Origin of the sequence: Agromyces sp. LHK192, from assembly GCF_004006235.1 — a bacterium.
In the GTDB taxonomy this organism is placed as follows: domain Bacteria; phylum Actinomycetota; class Actinomycetes; order Actinomycetales; family Microbacteriaceae; genus Agromyces.
Window position 1 is genome coordinate 944,243 of record NZ_CP034753.1, and the last position, 18,703, is coordinate 962,945.

15 protein-coding genes are annotated in these 18,703 nt (G+C 66.6%); 10 read left to right on the forward strand and 5 right to left on the reverse strand.

Annotation, left to right across the window (positions count from 1 at the left end):
* Positions 1-12 precede the first annotated feature (12 nt).
* Positions 13-372: a VOC family protein gene (locus ELQ40_RS04235; RefSeq protein ID WP_127792567.1), complete on the reverse strand. Its 360-nt coding sequence runs from the start codon at positions 370-372 to the stop codon at positions 13-15.
* A 172-nt stretch (positions 373-544) separates the two neighbouring features.
* Here ELQ40_RS04235 and ELQ40_RS04240 point away from each other — a divergent pair, with 172 nt between their 5' ends.
* Positions 545-1,831, forward strand: a complete 1,287-nt coding sequence (locus ELQ40_RS04240) for a serine hydrolase (protein ID WP_127792568.1) — start codon at positions 545-547, stop codon at positions 1,829-1,831.
* Positions 1,832-1,855: 24 nt separating this feature from the next.
* Here the strand turns inward: ELQ40_RS04240 and ELQ40_RS04245 are convergent, their stop codons facing one another.
* Entirely contained in the window at positions 1,856-3,952 is a 2,097-nt protein-coding gene (locus tag ELQ40_RS04245) for a PQQ-dependent sugar dehydrogenase (protein ID WP_127792569.1), read from the reverse strand.
* A gap of 172 nt (positions 3,953-4,124) precedes the next feature.
* Between ELQ40_RS04245 and ELQ40_RS04250 the strand changes: the two genes are divergently transcribed.
* The 8 genes from ELQ40_RS04250 to ELQ40_RS04285 all read left to right on the forward strand — a co-directional run bounded on the left by ELQ40_RS04250 (position 4,125) and on the right by ELQ40_RS04285 (position 14,026).
* Positions 4,125-5,612 (forward strand): glycoside hydrolase family 32 protein, encoded by a 1,488-nt coding sequence (locus tag ELQ40_RS04250; RefSeq protein ID WP_127795120.1) that lies wholly within the window; start codon positions 4,125-4,127, stop codon positions 5,610-5,612.
* Positions 5,613-5,680: 68 nt separating this feature from the next.
* Positions 5,681-7,030 (forward strand): ABC transporter substrate-binding protein, encoded by a 1,350-nt coding sequence (locus ELQ40_RS04255; RefSeq protein WP_127792570.1) that lies wholly within the window; start codon positions 5,681-5,683, stop codon positions 7,028-7,030.
* 70 nt (positions 7,031-7,100) lie between these two features.
* The gene (locus ELQ40_RS04260; RefSeq protein ID WP_127795121.1) at positions 7,101-7,982 is read left to right on the forward strand and encodes a carbohydrate ABC transporter permease; all 882 of its coding nucleotides are present in this window, start codon (positions 7,101-7,103) and stop codon (positions 7,980-7,982) included.
* Entirely contained in the window at positions 7,979-8,908 is a 930-nt protein-coding gene (locus ELQ40_RS04265) for a carbohydrate ABC transporter permease (RefSeq protein ID WP_240665932.1), read from the forward strand. Before ELQ40_RS04260 ends, ELQ40_RS04265 begins: the two co-directional genes overlap by 4 nt.
* Positions 8,905-9,924 (forward strand): LacI family DNA-binding transcriptional regulator, encoded by a 1,020-nt coding sequence (locus ELQ40_RS04270; protein WP_127792571.1) that lies wholly within the window; start codon positions 8,905-8,907, stop codon positions 9,922-9,924. Before ELQ40_RS04265 ends, ELQ40_RS04270 begins: the two co-directional genes overlap by 4 nt.
* Before the next feature lie 35 nt (positions 9,925-9,959).
* Positions 9,960-11,435 (forward strand): glycoside hydrolase family 32 protein, encoded by a 1,476-nt coding sequence (locus tag ELQ40_RS04275; protein ID WP_127792572.1) that lies wholly within the window; start codon positions 9,960-9,962, stop codon positions 11,433-11,435.
* Positions 11,436-11,513: 78 nt separating this feature from the next.
* Positions 11,514-13,076 (forward strand): glycoside hydrolase family 32 protein, encoded by a 1,563-nt coding sequence (locus ELQ40_RS04280; RefSeq protein ID WP_127792573.1) that lies wholly within the window; start codon positions 11,514-11,516, stop codon positions 13,074-13,076.
* The gene (locus ELQ40_RS04285) at positions 13,076-14,026 is read left to right on the forward strand and encodes a carbohydrate kinase (protein WP_127792574.1); all 951 of its coding nucleotides are present in this window, start codon (positions 13,076-13,078) and stop codon (positions 14,024-14,026) included. The genes ELQ40_RS04280 and ELQ40_RS04285 overlap by 1 nt, the downstream gene beginning before the upstream one ends.
* Before the next feature lie 170 nt (positions 14,027-14,196).
* Here the strand turns inward: ELQ40_RS04285 and ELQ40_RS04290 are convergent, their stop codons facing one another.
* Genes ELQ40_RS04290 through ELQ40_RS04300 form a run of 3 tightly spaced genes read right to left on the reverse strand, consistent with a single transcriptional unit; the run spans position 14,197 to position 17,469 of the window.
* Positions 14,197-15,132, reverse strand: a complete 936-nt coding sequence (locus ELQ40_RS04290; RefSeq protein WP_127792575.1) for a hypothetical protein — start codon at positions 15,130-15,132, stop codon at positions 14,197-14,199.
* On the reverse strand, positions 15,129-16,241 hold the full coding sequence (locus ELQ40_RS04295) for a hypothetical protein (RefSeq protein WP_127792576.1): 1,113 nt from the start codon (positions 16,239-16,241) through the stop codon (positions 15,129-15,131). Before ELQ40_RS04295 ends, ELQ40_RS04290 begins: the two co-directional genes overlap by 4 nt.
* Complete coding sequence (locus ELQ40_RS04300; protein WP_127792577.1) at positions 16,228-17,469, reverse strand: DNA cytosine methyltransferase; 1,242 nt, start codon at positions 17,467-17,469, stop codon at positions 16,228-16,230. The genes ELQ40_RS04295 and ELQ40_RS04300 overlap by 14 nt, the downstream gene beginning before the upstream one ends.
* Before the next feature lie 154 nt (positions 17,470-17,623).
* On the opposite strand from ELQ40_RS04300, the gene ELQ40_RS04305 reads away from it, so the two are divergent.
* A complete protein-coding gene (locus ELQ40_RS04305; protein WP_127792578.1) occupies positions 17,624-18,697 on the forward strand; it encodes a PIN domain-containing protein in 1,074 nt (357 codons plus the stop codon).
* Positions 18,698-18,703: the final 6 nt, after the last annotated feature.

An 18,703-nucleotide genomic window follows, 5' to 3' on the forward strand; every position in this document is an offset into this window, starting at 1 on the left:
GGCGCTCGGGTCTCAGGCCGGCGGGAACGGCCGGACCGGCGGGCTCGCCAGCGTGACGAGGTTGCCGTCGGGGTCGCGCACCTGCGCGAGCGTGGAGTAGTCGCCCAGTAGGTCTTCGCCGATCTCGATGCGCGCCTCGGCGAGCCTGCGACGCTCGGCATCCAGGTCGTCGACGTAGACGAACAGGGCGCCGTTCGCCGCGAACTCCTCGCTCGCGAACAGCATCACGCCGCCGCCGTCGGAGAGCTCCCACTGCACCAGCGTCGCCATCGGTCGATGGTCGGGGCCCCGTCCCAGCAGCTTGGTGTACCAGACCTCGGCCGTCGCGAGGTCGGCGGTGCGCAGTGACGGATAGGTCTTCCGTACGGTCATGGGTTCCTCCGGAACTCGTCGATGAGCGGATGCCGCTCCGGCACAGGCTTCCAGTTCATCGAGATCGCGTGAAGGGGGTGGACACCCGGCGTTCCCCCGACCGACGACCTATCCGGAGAGTGTCGTCCCACTAGAGTGAGGGCAGCCCGGGCTTGATCGATGGGGGACCGACATGCCGAGCACCATCCGCACCGCCCTGCTCACCCTGACGCTCGGCGGGCTCGTCGTCGTCGCCGCGACCGGGTGCGCCGGGCCGGCCGACGACCCGTCGCCGACGGGCACCGCGACGGCCGAGGCATCCGATGGTGCGCTCACCGTCGTCGAAGACGGCCTCGGCGCCGAACTCGGCGAGCAGCTCGCGGCTGCGGCATCCGAGGCGTTCGAGGGCGTCAGTTCTCCCGGTGCCGTGATGGCGGTCCGGACGCCCGAGGGTACGTGGGCCGCGACCGTCGGCTTCACCGACTGGGACGGATCCGTGCCGCAGACGGCCGACCTCAACCATCGCGTCGGCAGCGTCACCAAGACGTACACCGTCACGGCGCTGTTGCAGCTGGCCGAGCGCGGCGAGCTCTCGCTCGACGATCCGATCGAGCAGTACGTGCCGGGCATGCCGAACGGCGACGCCACACTGTTCGAGCTCGGCGCGATGCGCAGCGGCATCCCGTCGTACACGTTCGACCCGGCATTCGAGCAGGAGCTGTTCACCAACCCGAACCACGTCTGGACGCCCGAGGAGCTCGTCGACATCGTGCGCGGACAGGAGCCGATGTTCGCACCCGGCACCAAGACGTTCTACTCGAACACCAACACCATCCTGCTCGGGTTGGTCATCGAACAGGTCACGGGGCAGCCGATCGAGGACGTGTTCGAGGAGCAGATCATCGGCCCGATGGCGCTCGACGGCACGATCTTCCCGACGGATGCCTCGTTCCCCGAGCCGCACGCCCGCGGGTTCACCCTGCAGGGCGTCACCGACGGCGTGCCCGTCGAGACGACCGACTGGAACCCGTCGTGGGGGTGGACGGCGGGCTCCATCATCTCCGACCGCGACGACCTGCTGACCTGGAGCGAGGCGATCGCGACCGGCGACGGCCTGCTCGCGCCCGAGTGGCAGCAACAGCGCATCGACTCGTTCGACTTCAGCATCCCCGTCTACGCAGGCGAAGGCGTGGATGCCCCGCAGACTCCCGCCCGCGCCTACGGCCTCGGCCTCGGACTGGCGCTCGGATGGTACGGCCACGACGGCACCATGCCCGGCTTCAACACCGTGCTGCAGCACCACCTCGAATCGGGCACCACGCTCATCGTCATGACCGACAGCGACATCAAGTCGGGGGAGTGCCCCGAGGGGTCGGAGGTGCTGCCCGACGGGCGGACGACCGGCGAGTGCACCGAGCCCGCCGTCCACATCGGGCACGCGCTCGCCGAGGTCGTGGGGCATCCGCTCGTGGAGGGGTGACGATCCCTGCCCGGCATGTGCGGACTACGGCGCGGCGAGGAGCCTCCGCAACTGCGCTTCCACCGTGGTCGTCAGCGTCGGCGGCCCGCCGAGCATGATCGCCTGAGTCGGCGAGAGCCGCAGGAGGTCCTGCCCCGTGAACAACGAGACGTCGCCGGATGGGGAGAGCAGCATCGGCAGGTCTCGGGTGCCGGCGATCGCGCTCCCGGCGAGTGCGTCGGGGAAGTTGCTGCCGCTCGCGACGTACGCGGCCGGTGCCTTGTCCCAGAACCGGCGACTGATCGCCTCGGCCGTCGCGAATCGATCCGCGCCGGCCAGCCGGACGACCTGTCCGCCGGTGTAGGCGTCCAATTGCGACGCGACCGTCGGGCTGATCGTGACGGGTCCGCCCAGCACGTAGATGCCCTGCGGCTGCAGGCGTCGCAATTCGACGGCGGTCGCGGCGGGGATGGCGTCGCCATGTACGAGGAGCAGCGGGGAGTCGATCCGCGCGGCTGCCGGAGCCGCCGCGAGCGCGTCGGCGAACCCGGTCCCGACCGCGATGAAGACGGCTTGGACGCCGGGCGCGTACCAGCGGTTGCTGATCGCGGCCGCGGTTTCGAAGCGGTCGGTTCCCGCCACGCGCGTGGCCTGCCCCGTTGACGCGTATTGGGCCGCAGCGGTTCGCACCGTCTCGCCGATCACGTTCGTGTCGCCCAGCACCCAGATGCGCTGGGGGTTGAGGCGGTCGAGTTCGGCCGCCGTCTCGGCGGGCAGGGTGTTCGCGCCGGCGAGGAGGATCGGCATACCGCGCATGCCGGCGACCGCGCTCCCGGCCAGGGCGTCGGGAAAGTCCGATCCCGTGGCGATCACCACGTCGGTGACGCCGGAGGGGTAGGCGCTCCGACTCAGCGACGCCGCGGTGGCGTAACGGTCGGCGCCGGCCACCCGGGTGACCGATGTCGCGGCGGGTCGAACGCGGATCACCCGGTCGTTGCTGCCGTTCGAGGTGGTGAGGTACAACTGCCCGCCCGGTCCGAGCGTCGAGGCGCGGATCCGTCCCCAGGCGGTGTCGAAGAAGACCTGGCTGCCGCTCACGTTCGTGCCGTCGCCGCTGATCGTGAACCGGCGGACGTCGGATTCCTTGAGCGTGCCCACGAAGAGGTCGCCGGTGTGATCCGCCCACTGCGTGCCGCCGACGAAGGCGGCACCGGATGTCGCGATCGTCGAGCCGCCGGACGCCCAGATCGCCCCGATCGTCGAAGGTGAGGAGCCGCACGGGCCGGTCGCAGCGCCGGTGTTGCAGGGCCACCCGTAGTTGCCGCCCGCGTCGATGCGATTGATCTCGTCGTTCACGCTGGGGCCGTGCTCGACGGCGAAGACCTGGTCGGTCCCGGCACGGATGGCGATGCCCTGGGGGTTCCGGTGGCCCATCGAGTAGACCACGTTCCGCGTGCCGGCGATGACGGGATTGTCGGCGGGAACGCTGCCGTCGGCATTCAGGCGCAGGATCTTGCCGTTCAGGCTGTTCCGGTCCTGCGCGAGGGACGTGGTGTTCGCATCGCCCATGCCGACCCAGAGCTTCCTGGACCGGTCCATCTCGACGGCGCAGCCGTTGTGGATGGTGTTGGCCAGCATGCCGCCCAGCAGCACCGTCTCGGCACCCCAACTGCCGTCGGCGAGGACCTGGTACCTCAGGAGCTGGTTCCTCCATCCGCCGCTGCCTGAGTACTGCCGCGAGCCGCACACGTAGACGTAGGGGTTCGCGGCGAAATCGACGTCGACGGCGATGCCCATCAATCCGGCTTCGCCCTCCGCGCGCACCGACGGGATGGTGACCGTCCGGATCAGCGCGGCGCCGGGGGAGCCGCTCGCATAGACGCGCACCCGTCCGGCCCGCTCGGTGACGAGCATGTGGCCGTTCGGCAGGAAGGCGACGTCCCACGGGATGCTCAACCCCTCCTGCACGACGCTGGTCGAAAGCGTGGGCGGGGCGGCTCCTGCGACCTGCGGCGCCATGCTGAGGGCGAGGCTCGACGAGAGTGCGACGGCGAGGACGACTGCGGATCGGCGTCGACGACGGCCCGGGCCCATCACCCTGCGTCGGGTGTCTGAAACGGTCGAAACACGGCTGATGCTCACGCAAGCCCCCTCGCTCGCCGCCAATCTACGCGCGCGCCCTTGCCGCGGCCACCGGTCGGCGTCGGCGGAGTGACCCGTGAGGGTGGCTGGTGCCTCGCGGTGATTAACCGTTTGACCAACGCGAAATCGTCGGGTATGGTCCTGCGTAACCGATTAACCAATTGAGGTGACGATGGACCAGCGAGGGTTGTACCAGCCGGACGGCGCGTGGATCGGCGACGTGATCCCGTGGCAGGAGGACGGGGTGTTCCACCTCTTCTACCTGCACGAGACCCGCTCGACTCCGAAAGAAGGCATGCCCTGGCGCCGGGTGGTCACCTCGAACCTGGTCGACTTCACGGATGCCGGCGAGGCCATCGCCTCGGGTGGCCCTGCGGCCGACGACTTCAACATCTACACGGGCAGCATCGTGGTCGCCGACGGCGTGCACCACGCGTTCTACACCGGTCAGAACCCGCTCAACACCGGAGCCGACGGCCTGCCGCTGCAGCTCGTCATGCACGCGACCAGCACTGACGGCATGGCGTCGTGGCAGCGGCATCCGGCCGACACGTTCGGCGCGACCGCCGGATACGAGACCGCAGACTGGCGTGACCCGTACGTCTTCTGGGATGACGAGGCGCAGCTCTGGCGCATGCTGATCACCGCCCGCCACGCCGCCGGTCCTGCGCGTCGCCGCGGCGTCATCGCGCAGTGCACGTCGACCGACCTCACGAACTGGGCAGCTTCCGAACCGTTCTGGGACCCGCGCCGCTACCTCGCGCACGAATGCCCCGAGGTCTTCCGCATCGGCGACTGGTGGTACCTCGTCTACTCCGAGTTCAGCGACACGTTCACCACCCGGTACCGGATGTCGCGCAGCCTGCGGGGACCGTGGATCACGCCCGAGTTCGATTCCCTCGACGGCCGCGCGTTCTACGCGGCGAAGTCGGCCGAGCGCGACGGCCGCCGTCTGTTCTTCGGCTGGATCGCATCGCGCGAAGCCGGGAGCGACGATGGTGCCTGGCAGTGGGCCGGCACGATGTCGGTACTCGAGGCCGAGCAGCGCGAGGACGGAACACTCGCCTTCCATCCGGCGGTCGAGTTCCGCGAGCTCTTCACCGAGCCGAGCGACCCGATCGCCGCGGGCACTGTGCTCTCCGCCCCTGACGGGTACCGCGACACCCTGAGCGCCGAAGACGCACCGTCGTCGTTCCGCCTCCGGGCGCGCTTCGACATCGCAGACGGCACGACCGAGGTCGGCGTGCTGCTCCGTGCCAGTGCCGACGGCGACGAGGGATATGCGCTCAGGCTCGAGCCGAAACGCGGTCGCCTCGTGTTCGACCGGTGGCCGCGACGGTCGACCGGCACCGAGCAGTGGCAGATCTCGGGCGACGTGCCGTTCGCGGTCGAGCTCGAGCGGCCCTGCCGCCTCGATGCCGGGGTGCACGAGCTCGACGTGATCGTCGACGGCGATCTCTGCGTCGCGACTCTCGATGACGCCACCGTGCTGAGCACGAGGCTGTACGACCGCGTCAGTGGCCGCGTCGGTGCGTTCGTCGGCGAAGGCAGCGTCACGGTCGACGAGTTCACGCTGTCGGCACGCGACGAAACCGAGACATCCGCCATCGCCGTCGACGCACTCGACGCCGACGATCTCATGACCTCCATCACCACCTAGCAATCACCACGCAACCGCACCACCGCACACGCACCACCCCTGCAGTTCGATCAAAGGAGATTCAGCCCATGTCCACTCCGACGCGCAGGCGAGGCTTCCTCGCAGCCGCCGCCACGGCCGCCGCAGCCGCACTCGTGCTCACGGGATGCTCGGGCGGAGCCGCAGGCGGCGCCGACCCGACCGACGTCGACCCCGAGGGCGAGATCGTGCCCCGCGAGATCTCCTGGCTGCTCTCGCGCCCGGCCGACGGAGGGGTGATCACGGCGATGCAGCAGATCGCCGACGAGTACGCCGACGAGCACCCCGGTTTCTCGCTCAACCTCGTCACGACCCCCGACCGCCCGTCGTACATCCAGAAGTACGAAACCCTGGCCGCGGCGAACAAGCTGCCGGAGCTCTTCGACACGGATGCCACGCCCTTCGCGCAGAAGCTGGCGAAGAAGGGTCAGATGATGGACGTCGACGCGCTGCTCGACGACCTCGACCTCTCGGACACCTACCGCGAGGCTGCCCTCAACTACCAGCGCTTCGACGACGGCTCGCTGTACATGGTGCCGTTCGAGTTCCAGCTCGAGTTCTTCTGGTACAACACGGACCTGCTCGCCGAGGCGGGCGTCGAGGTTCCGGCAACGCTCGACGACTTCCCCGCGATGTGCGAAGCGCTGCGCGCGAACGGCGTCACGCCGATCGCGCTCGACGGCCAGGACCAGTGGCCGCTCGAGCGGTACATGGCGTACTACCCGTTCCGCATGGCAGGCCCGGAGTACGTGCAGCAGCTGAAGACCGGCGACGCGTCGTTCGCCGACCCGGCCGGCAGGGCCGCCGCCGAGTGGCTGTACTCGCTCGGCCAGGCCGGATGCTTCCAGCAAGGCTTCTCGTCGACGGGCTACGCCGACGCACAGGCGCTCTTCACCTCGGGCAAGGCCGCGGTCTACAACATCGGCACGTGGGAGCTCGGCAACCTCGCCACCGACACGCTCGACGCCGGCGTACGGGACTCGGTCGACTACTTCACCCTGCCGACCATCGACGGCGCGGTCACCGAAGACCATGAGTACGTGACGCCGTCGGGCATCGGCATGGCCGTGAACGCCAAGACGTACGACCCGCTCGTGCGCGACTTCCTGGCGTTCGCGCTCGAGCGCTACCCCGCGGTCTACGCCGCGACCGGTGCGCTGTCGCCGACCTCCGACGTCGAGACCACCATTCCCGACAACGCGACCGAGCTGTACCCGCGCGCCGTCGCACAGGCGAACGAGGTCGGCCCGAAGATCGCGATGCCGTGGGACACGCAACTCGACCCTGCGACGAACACGCGACTCCAGCAGGAGCTCACGCTGCTGGTGCAGGGCGACATCACGCCCGACGAGTTCATCGAGACGATGGATGCCACCCTCACGGAGAACCTCGATGGCTGAGACCCTCTCCACCGGGGCAGGCGCGGTGAAGCCGCGCCCGCCCCGGCGGGCCCGCCCGATGTCGACGTCGATGCTGCCGCGTCGGTCGAAGCTGTCGGTGCTGGTCTTCCTCGTTCCACCGCTCCTCCTGTTCGGCGTGGCCGTGCTGCTGCCGATCATCCAGTCGCTGGTCCTCAGTGTGTTCCGCTGGGACGGCATCACCGACATGACGTTCGTCGGGTTCGACAACTACGTGAAGATGCTCACGCGTGACGACGTCTTCTGGACGGCGTTCGGCAACGCGCTCGGCTACCTCGCCATCTGCCTCGTGATCCAGCTCGGCGGGGCGCTGATCGTCGCGGCGCTCCTCACCGCGCTGCCCCGGGCGCGCGAGCTCGTGAAGACGGTCTACCTGCTGCCGGCCGTCATCTCGACGGTCGCGATCGCGTTCCTCTTCCAGCGCATCTACTCGCTCGAGCCGGTCGGCCTGCTGAACCAGCTCCTCGCCTGGGTCGGCCTCGAGAACCTGCAGAACGCCTGGCTCTCCGACGTGGACACCGTGCTCGCCGCGGTCTCGATCCCCGAGGGGTGGCGCTTCACCGGGCTCTACATGCTCATCGTGTACGCGGCGCTCATCGCGGTGCCGAAGGAGCTCGAGGAGGCAGCCCGCCTCGACGGCGCCTCGTGGTGGCAGGTGTTCTGGAGGATCCGCTTCCCGTACATCCGCCCCGTGTGGATCACGACCACGATCATGGCGACGACCTTCGCCCTGCGCGGGTTCGACATCCCGTACCTGCTCACCAACGGCGGGCCGGGCCAGTCGTCGGAGCTGCTCACGACGTACATGTACAAGACGGCGTTCGTGCACACCGACTACGGCTACGCCAGCGCGATCTCGGTCTTCATCGTGGTCGAGTGCCTCATCGCCGTCGGCCTGATCTTCCTGCTCCTCCGACGAAGGGATGACTCGTGACCGCCTCGGTCCTCACCCCGGCCGCCCCAGTGCCGTCGCAGCCCGAGCCGCCACGGTCGGGCGGGCCGGCACGGCGACGCGTCCGCTCGCTCTCGCCGAAGCTCCGAGTGCAGCGCACCATCCTGACGGTGACGATCGTGCTGATCGTGATCGTGCAGGTGTACCCGCTCGCGTGGCTGTTCATCACGAGTTTCCGCACCGCGTCGGACTTCGCGGGCGGCAACCCGTTCGCACTGCCGAGCGAGTGGACGCTCGAGAACTACGCCCGCGCGTTCGACACCGGGAACCTGTGGCTGAACATCCTGAACAGCCTCATCGTCACGCTCGGTGCGAGCGTCCTCATCGTGGTCGCGGGCATGATGGCCGCGTACGCGCTCGAGGTGCTCGGGTTCCGGTTCAGCGGGGTCGTCAAGGCGGTGTTCCTGCTCGGCATCATCGTGCCCGTGCAGATCGCGCTCGTGCCCCTCTTCATCGACTACTCGCAGGTCGGACTGCTCGACACGCACCTGTCGATGATCATCCCGCTCGCGGCGTTCTCACTGCCCATGTCGATCTACCTGTTCTCGTCGTTCTACGAGTACATCCCGCGCGAGATGTACGAGGCCGCGTCGATCGACGGCGCGGGTCCGTACCGCATCTTCGGCCAGATCACGTTCCCGCTGTCGGCCAACACGATCATCACGGTCGTGCTCGTGAACAGCATCTTCATCTGGAACGACTTCATCTTCGCGAACACGTTCGTGCTCTCCGATGGGTTGAAGACGATCCCGCTCGGCCTGCAAAACTACATCGGAGCGATGGGCAACACCGACTGGACCGCGACGTTCGCGGCGGTGTGCGTGACGGTGACGCCGCTGCTGCTGGTCTTCCTCGTGCTGAACAAGGCGATGATCAACGGACTCGAGAGTGGAGCGACCAAGGGATGAGCACCTCCGAGCACGGCCGGAACGGCGCTGCCGTCACCATGCGCGACGTCGCGAAGGCGGCGGGGGTGTCGGTGGCCACGGTGTCGCATGTCGTGAACGACAAGCCGGGGGCCCGTATCGGCGATGACGCCAGGCGCCGCGTACAGGAGGCGGTGATCGCGCTCGGCTACCGGCCGAACGCGCTCGCGAAGACGCTGTCGCAGGGCACCTCGCGCTTCATCGGCCTCGTCGCCGACGCGATCGCCACGACCCCGTTCGCCGGCCAGATCATCCACGGCGCGCAGGACGAGGCGTGGAAGCACGGCTACGTGCTGCTCGTCGCCAACACCGATGGCAACGCCGCGGCCGAGAACGACGCCATCGCGATGATGCTCGAGCACCAGGTGCACGGCATCCTCTACTCGACCTGGTACCACCGCGAGATCGAGGTGCCGGAGGCGCTGCACCAGACCGACACCGTGCTCGTCGACTGCTTCGCCGACGGCAACGGCCTGCCCGCGGTCGTGCCCAATGAGGAGCAGGGCGGCCGCACGGCCACCGAGGAGCTGCTCGCCGCCGGCCACCGCCGCATCGCGTTCATCAACACGACCACGCCGTCGCCCGCGCAGACCGGACGTCTCGCGGGGTACCGCGCCGCGCTCGCCGCGGCCGGTATCGAGTTCGACGAATCGTTGGTGTTCCCTGCCGCGCCCGAGCAGGAGGGCGGCTACGCCGCGACATCCGCCGTGCTCGAATCGAAGGCGACGGCCGTGTTCTGCCACAACGACCGGGTGGCGATGGGCCTCTACGACGGCCTGCGCGAGCACGGCCTGCGCATTCCCGAGGATGTCGCGGTGATGGGATTCGATAACCAGGATGTCATCGCAGCCCACCTGCGCCCCACGCTCTCGACCGTCGCGCTGCCGCACTACGAGCTCGGCGTGGCCGGGGTTCGACTGCTGCTCGGACTCGACCGCGCACCCGATACGGGCCCGCTGCTCGTGGCGTGCCCGCCGGTGCTGCGGCACTCGATCTGACGGCTTCTTCTCGACTTTTCACCCCTGGAGACGACGTGCGAGACACGAACGGCCACGTTCCGCGACCCCGATTCCACTTCACCCCCGAGCGCAACTGGATGAACGACCCCAATGGGCTCGTCTACGACCGCGGCCTCTGGCACCTGTATTTCCAGTACAACCCTGAGGGCACCGACTGGGGCAACATGAGCTGGGGCCATGCGACGAGCCCTGACCTGCGGCACTGGACCGAGCACGAGGTGGCGCTGCGGTACCGCGACGGGGAGCAGGTGTTCTCGGGGTCGGTGGTGGCGACGCCGGCCGATGGTGAGACGGATGCCTCGTTGCTCACCGCGTTCTACACCAGCGCGTACGACGACGACCATCAGGCGCAGTCGCTGGCGACGAGTCGCGACGGCGGCTACACGTGGCACTCCGACCCGCAGAACCCGGTGGTCGACCGCGGCACGAGCGCGTTCCGCGACCCGAAGGTCATCAGGGTCACGGATGCCGATGGCGCACCACTCTGGGTCATGCTCACCGTCGAGGCCGACGACCGTCAGGTGCTGTTCTTCTCGTCACCCGACCTGCGCTTGTGGAAGCACGTCAGCACCTTCGGCCCGCTCGGCGAGACGGGCGTCGTCTGGGAGTGCCCCGACCTCGTGCCCCTCGCGGTCGACGGCGACCCCGACGACGTGCGCTGGGTGCTGCTGCTCAGCACGAACCCCGTCGGCGACGACCCGGACCCCGACGGCTCGTCGATGCACTACGTCGTCGGTTCCTTCGACGGTGCTGTGTTCCGGTCGGATGCCGCCGGGCTCACGCGCCTCGACCACGGTCGCGACTTCTACGCCGGCGTCACCTTCGACAGCGCCCCCGGCGGCGAGGCCGTCATGCTCGCCTGGATGAGCAACTGGCGCTACGCCGCCGCCTTCCCGTCGTCGCCCTGGCGAGGCGCGATGTCACTGCCACGGCGGTTGTCGTTGCGGAGCGTTGACGGAGAGGTGCGTCTCGTGCAGCATCCGATGGGGTTCGTGGGGGAGATGCTCGCGGGCGCGGTGCCATCGACCGTCTTCGGCGCGACCTCGCCCGCCGAGTTCACGTTGAGCGGGCACTCGCTGGTCGAGCTGGCGTGGGATCCGGCTGGCACGGGCACGCTTCGGGTGCAGTTCCGCGGCTATGCTGACGCGCTCGTCGAGCTGAGGCACGACCCCTCGTCGAACGTGCTCAGCGTCACGCGGCGCGGGGCGGCGATGGAGGCCGTGCATCCAGACTTTCCGGCGACGAGCACGGTCGAGTTGCCTGACAACGGCGACCGCCCGCTGCGCCTGCTCATGAGTCTCGACGGCCCCCTCCTCGAGGTCTTCGCGTGCGACGGCGAGGCGACGATCTCGAACCTCGTCGTGCTCGGCGCCGGCCCGGTCGCGACCACGCTCGCGACCGAGCTGCACGGCCCGTTCTCGCTGACCGTCGCAGAACCGCACGACGCCGAAGGACGTGCCAGCCCGGCACTCTCCGCCGCACTCGGCTGACTCACCCATCGCACCATCCACCGCCGTTCGACCCGGCGGGCGCACCGTCGTGCCCGCTGAATAGGAAAAGGACCGATCATGATGCATCCGATCTCACGACGCAGTCTGCTGCAGGGCGCCGGCGCAGGAGCCTTCGCTCTCTTGATGAGCAGCGCCGCGGCGCCCCTCGCCGCGCGAGCCCTGCCCTCGTTGCGCGCGATCTACCACATGACCCCGCCGACGGGCTGGCTCTGCGACCCGCAGCGGCCGGTCCTGACGAACGGCGCCTACCAGCTCTACTACCTGCACTCCGACCAGAACAACGGCCCCGGCGGCTGGGACCACGCCACCACGAGCGATGGCGTCGCGTTCACGCATCACGGCACGGTGATGCCGTTGCAGCCCGACTTCCCGGTGTGGTCGGGATCGGCGGTCGTCGACACCGCGAACACCGCGGGCTTCGGCGCCGGCGCGGTCATCGCGCTCGCAACGCAGCCGACCGACGGCATCCGCAAGTACCAGGAGCAGTACCTCTACCGGTCGACCGACGGCGGCTTTACGTTAACTGCGCTGCCCGACCCCGTCATCGTGAACACGGATGGCCGTACCGCGACGACCCAGGCCGAGATCGACAACGCCGAGTGGTTCCGCGACCCGAAGATCCACTGGGATGCCGCTCGCAACGAGTGGGTCTGCGTCATCGGTCGTGCGCGGTACGCCGCCTTCTACACTTCACCGAACCTCGTCGACTGGGCGTGGAAGAGCAACTTCGACTATCCGAACCACGCGCTCGGCGGCATCGAGTGCCCGGACCTGTTCGAGATGACGGCGGGCGACGGCACCTCGCACTGGGTGCTCGGCGCGAGCATGGACGGCTACGGCGTGGGCATGCCGATGACCTACGCCTACTGGATGGGCACGTGGAACGGCTCGGCGTTCATCGCGGATAGCCTCACCCCGCAGTGGCTCGACTGGGGTTGGGACTGGTACGCCGCCGTCACGTGGCCGTCGATCGACGCACCCACCACGCGCCGCCTCGCGATCGCGTGGATGAACAATTGGAAGTACGCCGCCCGCGACGTGCCCACCGACGCATCCGACGGATACAACGGTCAGAACTCGATCGTGCGCGAGCTGCGACTCGAGCGGCAGGGAGGCGGCTGGTACAGCCTGCTGAGCACCCCGGTCGACGCGCTCGCCGACTACGTCACCGCAACCACGACGATCCCGAACCAGACCGTGAACGGCAGTGTCGTGCTGCCCTTCACCGGTCGCGCCTACGAGCTCGAACTCGACATCGCCTGGGATGCCGCGACGAACGTCGGCGTCTCCGTCGGACGTTCGGCGAACGGCGCCCGCCACACGAACATCGGCAAGTACGGCGCCGACCTCTACGTCGACCGCGGGCCGTCGGACCTCAGCGGATTCTCGCTCGTGCCGTACACCCGCGCCGCCGCCCCGATCGACGCCGGCGCCCGCTCGGTGCACCTGCGCATCTTCGTCGACACGCAGAGCGTCGAGGTCTTCGTCAACGCCGGCCACACCGTCCTCTCGCAGCAGGTGCACTTCGCCGAGGGCGACACGGGCATCTCGCTCTACTCGGATGGCGGGCCGGCGACCTTCAGCGGCATCACCATCCGCGAGATCGGCGGTGTGAACTGATGGATACGACTCACACGTCGCCCGCGCGGCCAACGCCGGATGTGCTCGTTGTAGGCGAGGCCCTCGTCGACGTCGTGCACCGCGCCGACGGCTCGACCGACGAGTCACCGGGCGGCAGCCCAGCCAACGTCGCCCTGGCGCTCGGGCGGTTGGGGCGGAGCCCGCGTCTGCTCACCTCGATCGGTGACGACCCTCACGGCCGCGCGGTGCGCGCGTGGCTTGAGGCCTCGGATGTCTCGGTGCAGGGGACTCCCGCTGCTCGAACTTCGACGGCGTTGGCGCGCCTCGACGCGCAGGGCGCTGCGAGCTACGAGTTCGACCTCGACTGGCGGATCGAGGCTTCGGACGTCACGACGGCGGATGCGCTGCACATCGGTTCTATCGCCGCGACGCTCGAACCGGGTGCGACCGCCGTCGCCGAGCTCGTCGATCGGCACTGCGGTCGGGCGCTCATCACCTACGACCCGAACATCCGCCCGAGCCTCATCGACGACCGCGACGCGGTGCGGCGCCGGGTGCTGTCCCTCATCGAGCGAGCTGACGTGATCAAGGCGAGCGACGAGGATGTCGCGTGGCTCCACCCGGGCGAGGACATCGCCGACGTCGCGCGACGCTGGTCACGGTCAGGCCCGGCGCTGGTGGTGGTGACCCTGGGATCGAGCGGATGCCTCGCTGTCGTGCCGCGCTTCGAACTCCGAGTGCCGGCCATCAAGGTCGACGTGGTCGACACCGTCGGTGCCGGCGACACCTTCATGGCCGCTCTGATCGACGGTCTCCTCAACGAGGGCGCCTTGGGCTCGGTGGCGCTCCGCCGTATCGAGTCGCTGGGGGACTCAGAGTTGCTTTCGGTTCTGCTGAAGCGAAGCGCACGCGCAGCTGCTGTCACCGTCGCTCGGCCTGGCGCCGACCCGCCGACGCGCGACGAATTGAACGCGCGACCCCTTGCCTGAGTTTGGCAGCCGCGTTGACGGACAGCCGGTACTTGACGCGGTCGTGGGCGGTACGGATGCTTGCCTCAGTCGCCTACATCAGTGCTCGGACGACAGTCGACGTGCTCGTGGGTGGCTAGACGTCCTCAACATCGAAGGTTCGACCCATGCTGCGCTGATGCGTTTCGAAGTCACGGGCCTGTGACACTAGCGTCAAGCATCGCTTCAATCAGTGAGCGCTCTGCTGGAGTGTTTTCTGGCTTGTTACCGACGAGCCGAAGGCGATCGATGATGATCCCTCTTTGGCCGGCCATCAAGTCACGGATGTGATCGTCCTGCGCATGATGCGGAATCGCGAGAAAGACCTGTGGGTGGAGTGGTTCTTGCAAGAACTTCGCCCAGCGGGGTGCATCAGGCTGGTTCAACTTCTCACGCCAACTCTGGCTTTTTCCGACGGTGACCTGACCGATGAAGAGCCAGTGTCCAGCGGGACGATAGTCGCGCCACACTACCCCCGCCAGCGTGTCGACCCCGGCGTCCTTAGCGGACCTGCTCCGCGGGCGCGGATCGATCATCGGGCGCAAGGCGAGCGCTGCGCCACCGAACGCGAGGGCATCGACGAACCCGGTGCCTCGGTCTGTTGCACCGATTCCAACGGCTGAAATGCCCAACTGGCCGAGTGTGCTGGCGACCACTGATTCAAGGGTCGACTCTGCCGGCGTGGCGCATGGAAGCTCCCATGCATGAACCACGGTGATAGCGAGCAGCGCTAGGTATGGCGAGTCGAGCCTGGAGAATCCTGGAGTCTTTAGCTTCAGTGCGCGTCCTTGCTCAACGAATGGGTACAGGTCTCCCAAAACAGCCTCACGTTCGCTGAGCATTGAAAAGACGGCATCGGCCCAAGATTCGGGATCATCTTCGACGTCGTCTGGCAGCAGATACCGGCGCGTAGGGCGACGGACCCACTCGTTGTCGACGATCAGATCTTGCAATCGCGCCCGCGTCACTCGATAACCTGAGAGCGCTGCAAGTTCGACGTAGTCTGCCAGCGCACTTACACGCGCATCCGACCCGTAACGGTCGATATCTGCTTCGACGAGTGCTGGCGAACTGGTGCCGACCGTCATTCATCATCCTCAGCGGACGCGGCGGCAATAGCTCCCTTGAGAGAGCGCGCGGCCGCCGCATGTTCCTCTGCCGCAAGTAGCTCATCCTCACCCACTACGTATCGTTTGATATCGAGGGTGAGGAGTTCAACGGCGCGGGTCATCTGTCGCAATCGAGGCGCCAGCTCGCCTTGCCTCGCGATCTCTGTTGCTAGGGACAAAGAGCCGAATTCCCGCATCGTGAGCCGTGCAGGTTCGCTGCCGAGTACATCTGAGTAGTCGGTGACATCTCGCGAGTCACCAAGGACAGGTCGACCGCCAGCTGTAGGCGGAGTGAGATCCGAAAGCACTTCAAGAAGCTCATCGGCCTTAAGCGCCTCGATCTGGGAATCGATCTCGTCTGCGTCCATCGTCGGCTTATCGCTCAAGCCGATGTACTCCGCCACATTTGCGGTTCCGAGTAGTCGAAGCCAGACTCCGAAGCGCTCCCGAGAGACGTAACCAACAACTCTGCTGTCAAGGTGAAGGATGTCTCTCGCATACCTAATCACCGCGTATGCAATGTAGGACGAGCGCACGCCTCGGGCGTTGCTTCCAACTTGGCGGCCCACGTCGTAGAAGACGCCTCTCGTTGACGCTGTCTGGCGTCGTTGCTGGACTTGCTCGAACAACCAACGAGCCTTCGCCTCGGCATTCCATTTCTTCATGCCGCTGATGTGGCGGAAACCGAGGAATGCAGCGACGTCTTCGTGGTCTTCTGCCTCGACGACGGGCAACTCGAGTAACCCAAGCTCAGCGAGGCGGCCTTGGTCGAGGACCTGATCTCCATCCAGTTCAATCCCGGCCTCGATCGCCGGGCCGAGCTGGTGGACGATCATGAGGGCCGCGAGCCGACGGTTGCCCTCGACCACGACACGCCTGCCGTCGGCCGGAGGTAGCGCAATGAGTGGTTCGCTCTCGAAGTACCCGTTCGTCAGGTAGGAGTCGATTAGTTCTTCGAGCACGTCGTTTTCCCATAGGTACGTCAGAATCTCGGCTTGGCCTGAATGCTGCACCTCCTCGGGCAATCGGGGGTTTGCTGGGTCGAGATCCAGTTCAACAACATTGATCCGATCTTCAAGTCGCTTCAACTTGTACCTCCGAGTCAGTAGGTTCGAAATCAGTTGGAGCGTGGCCGCCGGGTCCCTGCCCTGGGCCGGGATGCGGCTCCTTTGAGCCTACGACCGCCCGCCATCGCAGCGGGAGGGGGGCTGCTGGATGGGGTGGAGGTGGGGCTGCGTCCCGCTGCTGTACCGCGAGCACCGGGCGGATAGTGTCAGCATGTGGCACGCGCGAGGGGTCCTCGAGCATTGCGAGAATCAATCTGCCCATCGATTCAGCAAGTGGTGGGGGAGTCGCGTTGCCAGCGAGTCGAGCATCGACTCGTTCGTTGCCGGTGAGCTTCCATTCGGCAGGAAAACCTTGAAGGAGCAGCCGTTCCGTCCCGGTCAAAGGACGGTTTTCCCAATGGAAGGGGCCCGTTGAGGGGCCAGGCGAAGCAGGAAGGGTCCATGCGGGCTGGCTCTTAGAGAGTTTCAGGAGAAACGACCAGAACCGTGTGCGGTAGCCGAAGACTTCGTGCTCGGAGCCAGCGCCCCTCGCGGTCAAATACTGATAGTTGCCACCCTCGGGGATGCTCGGAAGCAGATCGGAGTACTTTCCCGTCGCCTTCGGAGGATTCGAAGGCATTACGCCGCCAATCGCATCCCAGGCTGTGGCGTGCTTGTCCGCGTGCGTGGTCGGGAGGGTGCCTGGCAGCTCTGATCCATCTCTGAACGCGATAACAACCGCACGACGTCTGTACTGCGGTACGCCGTAATCAGCAGCATTCACAACCCACGAACTTAGGTTGTACGCCGTCCCATGCGTCGCGTTGATCTCTTTGAACCGCTGCTCAATAAGCGGAGCGGCATTATTCCGCCCACTCAAGTAGCCGGACACATTTTCGATCAATACCGCACGAGGCAGGAAATGCTCGATCAGATCGAGCATGCCCGCGGTGGTCTGTCCGCGCTCGTCCCGTACTCCCTGCTTTGGTGCAGCCCACTGGGCGGCTTTGCTGAAAGGTTGGCATGGCGGCCCACCAGCGAGGAGCGTTAGATCACCCTTCTCGAGCCCTAAATCAGAAGGTCGCAATATTTTTCCAGCAGCGACAACATTCGATGGCTCCAAGAGTTGCCAACTGGGCCGATTGAGTGCCATTGCGACCCGTGCCGCTGCGTCGATCTCAAGGCAGCCAACCGTTTCAAATCCTGCCGCTTCTAGTCCGAGATCTAGGCCCCCAAGACCGCTGAAACAAGATAGGACCGTCGCGTTCAAGTCGACCTTTCGATTGGAATCGTTCTGAGCTCACACCCAAGGAATAAGTTTGTCAAGCTTTTAGGTCGCGCGTATTCGCGCGTAGCAACATTCGGTTGGATATGTCGATGTAGTTGCGAGCTTGGTGATCAACTCGGACTGGGAAGGGGCCGGTATGAAGACGATCGTGTTGGACGCGACTGAGGTGCGCCGCGACTGGATGCAAGTCGGCCTGACGGCTCAGCTCTTGAGCCACGCTATTTGGCAGACGTTAGTGACGGTGGTTGTACCTCGCTCGGTGCTAAGAGAAGTCGCTGGCAACTATGAACGCGAGCGAGATGCACTTGCGAGAGATCTCGAGAAACTAAATTCATCTCGGCGTCGGCTCGGCTTGACCGAGCTTTCCGCTAGCGACTCGAAGGACAGCTATGAAAGTTACCTCGAGTCACGATTCGACGAGGTATTGGGCTTCGATGTTGCCGAGTGGCCTGCAGTGTCGCACGAGGAGCTGGTCAACCGCGCAGTAAATCGCGTTCCGCCGTTCGATCACAAGGGCGGCGGGTATAGGGACTCACTCGTGTGGGCGAGCGTAGTGGAGCTAGCTCGAGATGGACGTGACGTTGTATTGGCGTCGGCGGACCGGGCATTCGCGGGGGAGGATGGGGTGGGACTCGCGAAGGCTCTCGCGTTCGAGGTCGGCCCACTGAAGGGAAGCGTTGAGCTGACGCGCGATCTGGCTTCGTGGCTACTTGGTGCGCTCCCGTGGCGGGCAACCACCATTAAGGAAGCTGTGTTGCTTGCTCGGGACGAAGCTTTCGAGCGCTACTACTACGAGTCCGATCTTCAGGATCAGCTCTGGCCGGATATCGAAGCCTTCGGGTTTGATCGGCCTCCAATTGAGGTCGAGATCGAGGATGTCGAGACCGAGCTGTGGCGCGGGCGGGTAGAGGCTGACTCGATCGACCAAGAACTCGTCGTTGCGCAGTACGACATAGGGCAACGCGTTCGCTTCTCGGCTGTTCTACCTCTTGGCACGCGAACAGACCCGGACTGGGATGTTTCCGACGACTACGGGCGAATCCAGGTCAGGGGTGACCTTGGTCTTGTGCTACGGGTAGCGGTCTTGTTCGATGCTGATGATGGGATGAGCATCGAGAGCTTGTCGTGGAGGCGATCGGACGGTCGAGGGCCGGGGCACGGGTTGATGGATCGCGACCAAGATACTCCGCTGTTCGATTTCACCCGCTAGTCGACC

What these genes read in the sequence shown, in the direction of transcription:
- ELQ40_RS04280 (WP_127792573.1), top strand. Translation starts at nt 11,514, where the DNA reads ATGATGCATCCGATCTCACGACGCAGTCTGCTGCAGGGCGCCGGCGCA.
- ELQ40_RS04255 (WP_127792570.1), top strand. Translation starts at nt 5,681, where the DNA reads ATGTCCACTCCGACGCGCAGGCGAGGCTTCCTCGCAGCCGCCGCCACG.
- ELQ40_RS04240 (WP_127792568.1), top strand. Translation starts at nt 545, where the DNA reads ATGCCGAGCACCATCCGCACCGCCCTGCTCACCCTGACGCTCGGCGGG.
- ELQ40_RS04270 (WP_127792571.1), top strand. Translation starts at nt 8,905, where the DNA reads ATGAGCACCTCCGAGCACGGCCGGAACGGCGCTGCCGTCACCATGCGC.
- ELQ40_RS04235 (WP_127792567.1), bottom strand. Translation starts at nt 372, where the DNA reads ATGACCGTACGGAAGACCTATCCGTCACTGCGCACCGCCGACCTCGCG.
- ELQ40_RS04260 (WP_127795121.1), top strand. Translation starts at nt 7,101, where the DNA reads ATGCTGCCGCGTCGGTCGAAGCTGTCGGTGCTGGTCTTCCTCGTTCCA.
- ELQ40_RS04305 (WP_127792578.1), top strand. Translation starts at nt 17,624, where the DNA reads ATGAAGACGATCGTGTTGGACGCGACTGAGGTGCGCCGCGACTGGATG.
- ELQ40_RS04250 (WP_127795120.1), top strand. Translation starts at nt 4,125, where the DNA reads ATGGACCAGCGAGGGTTGTACCAGCCGGACGGCGCGTGGATCGGCGAC.
- ELQ40_RS04285 (WP_127792574.1), top strand. Translation starts at nt 13,076, where the DNA reads ATGGATACGACTCACACGTCGCCCGCGCGGCCAACGCCGGATGTGCTC.
- ELQ40_RS04290 (WP_127792575.1), bottom strand. Translation starts at nt 15,132, where the DNA reads ATGACGGTCGGCACCAGTTCGCCAGCACTCGTCGAAGCAGATATCGAC.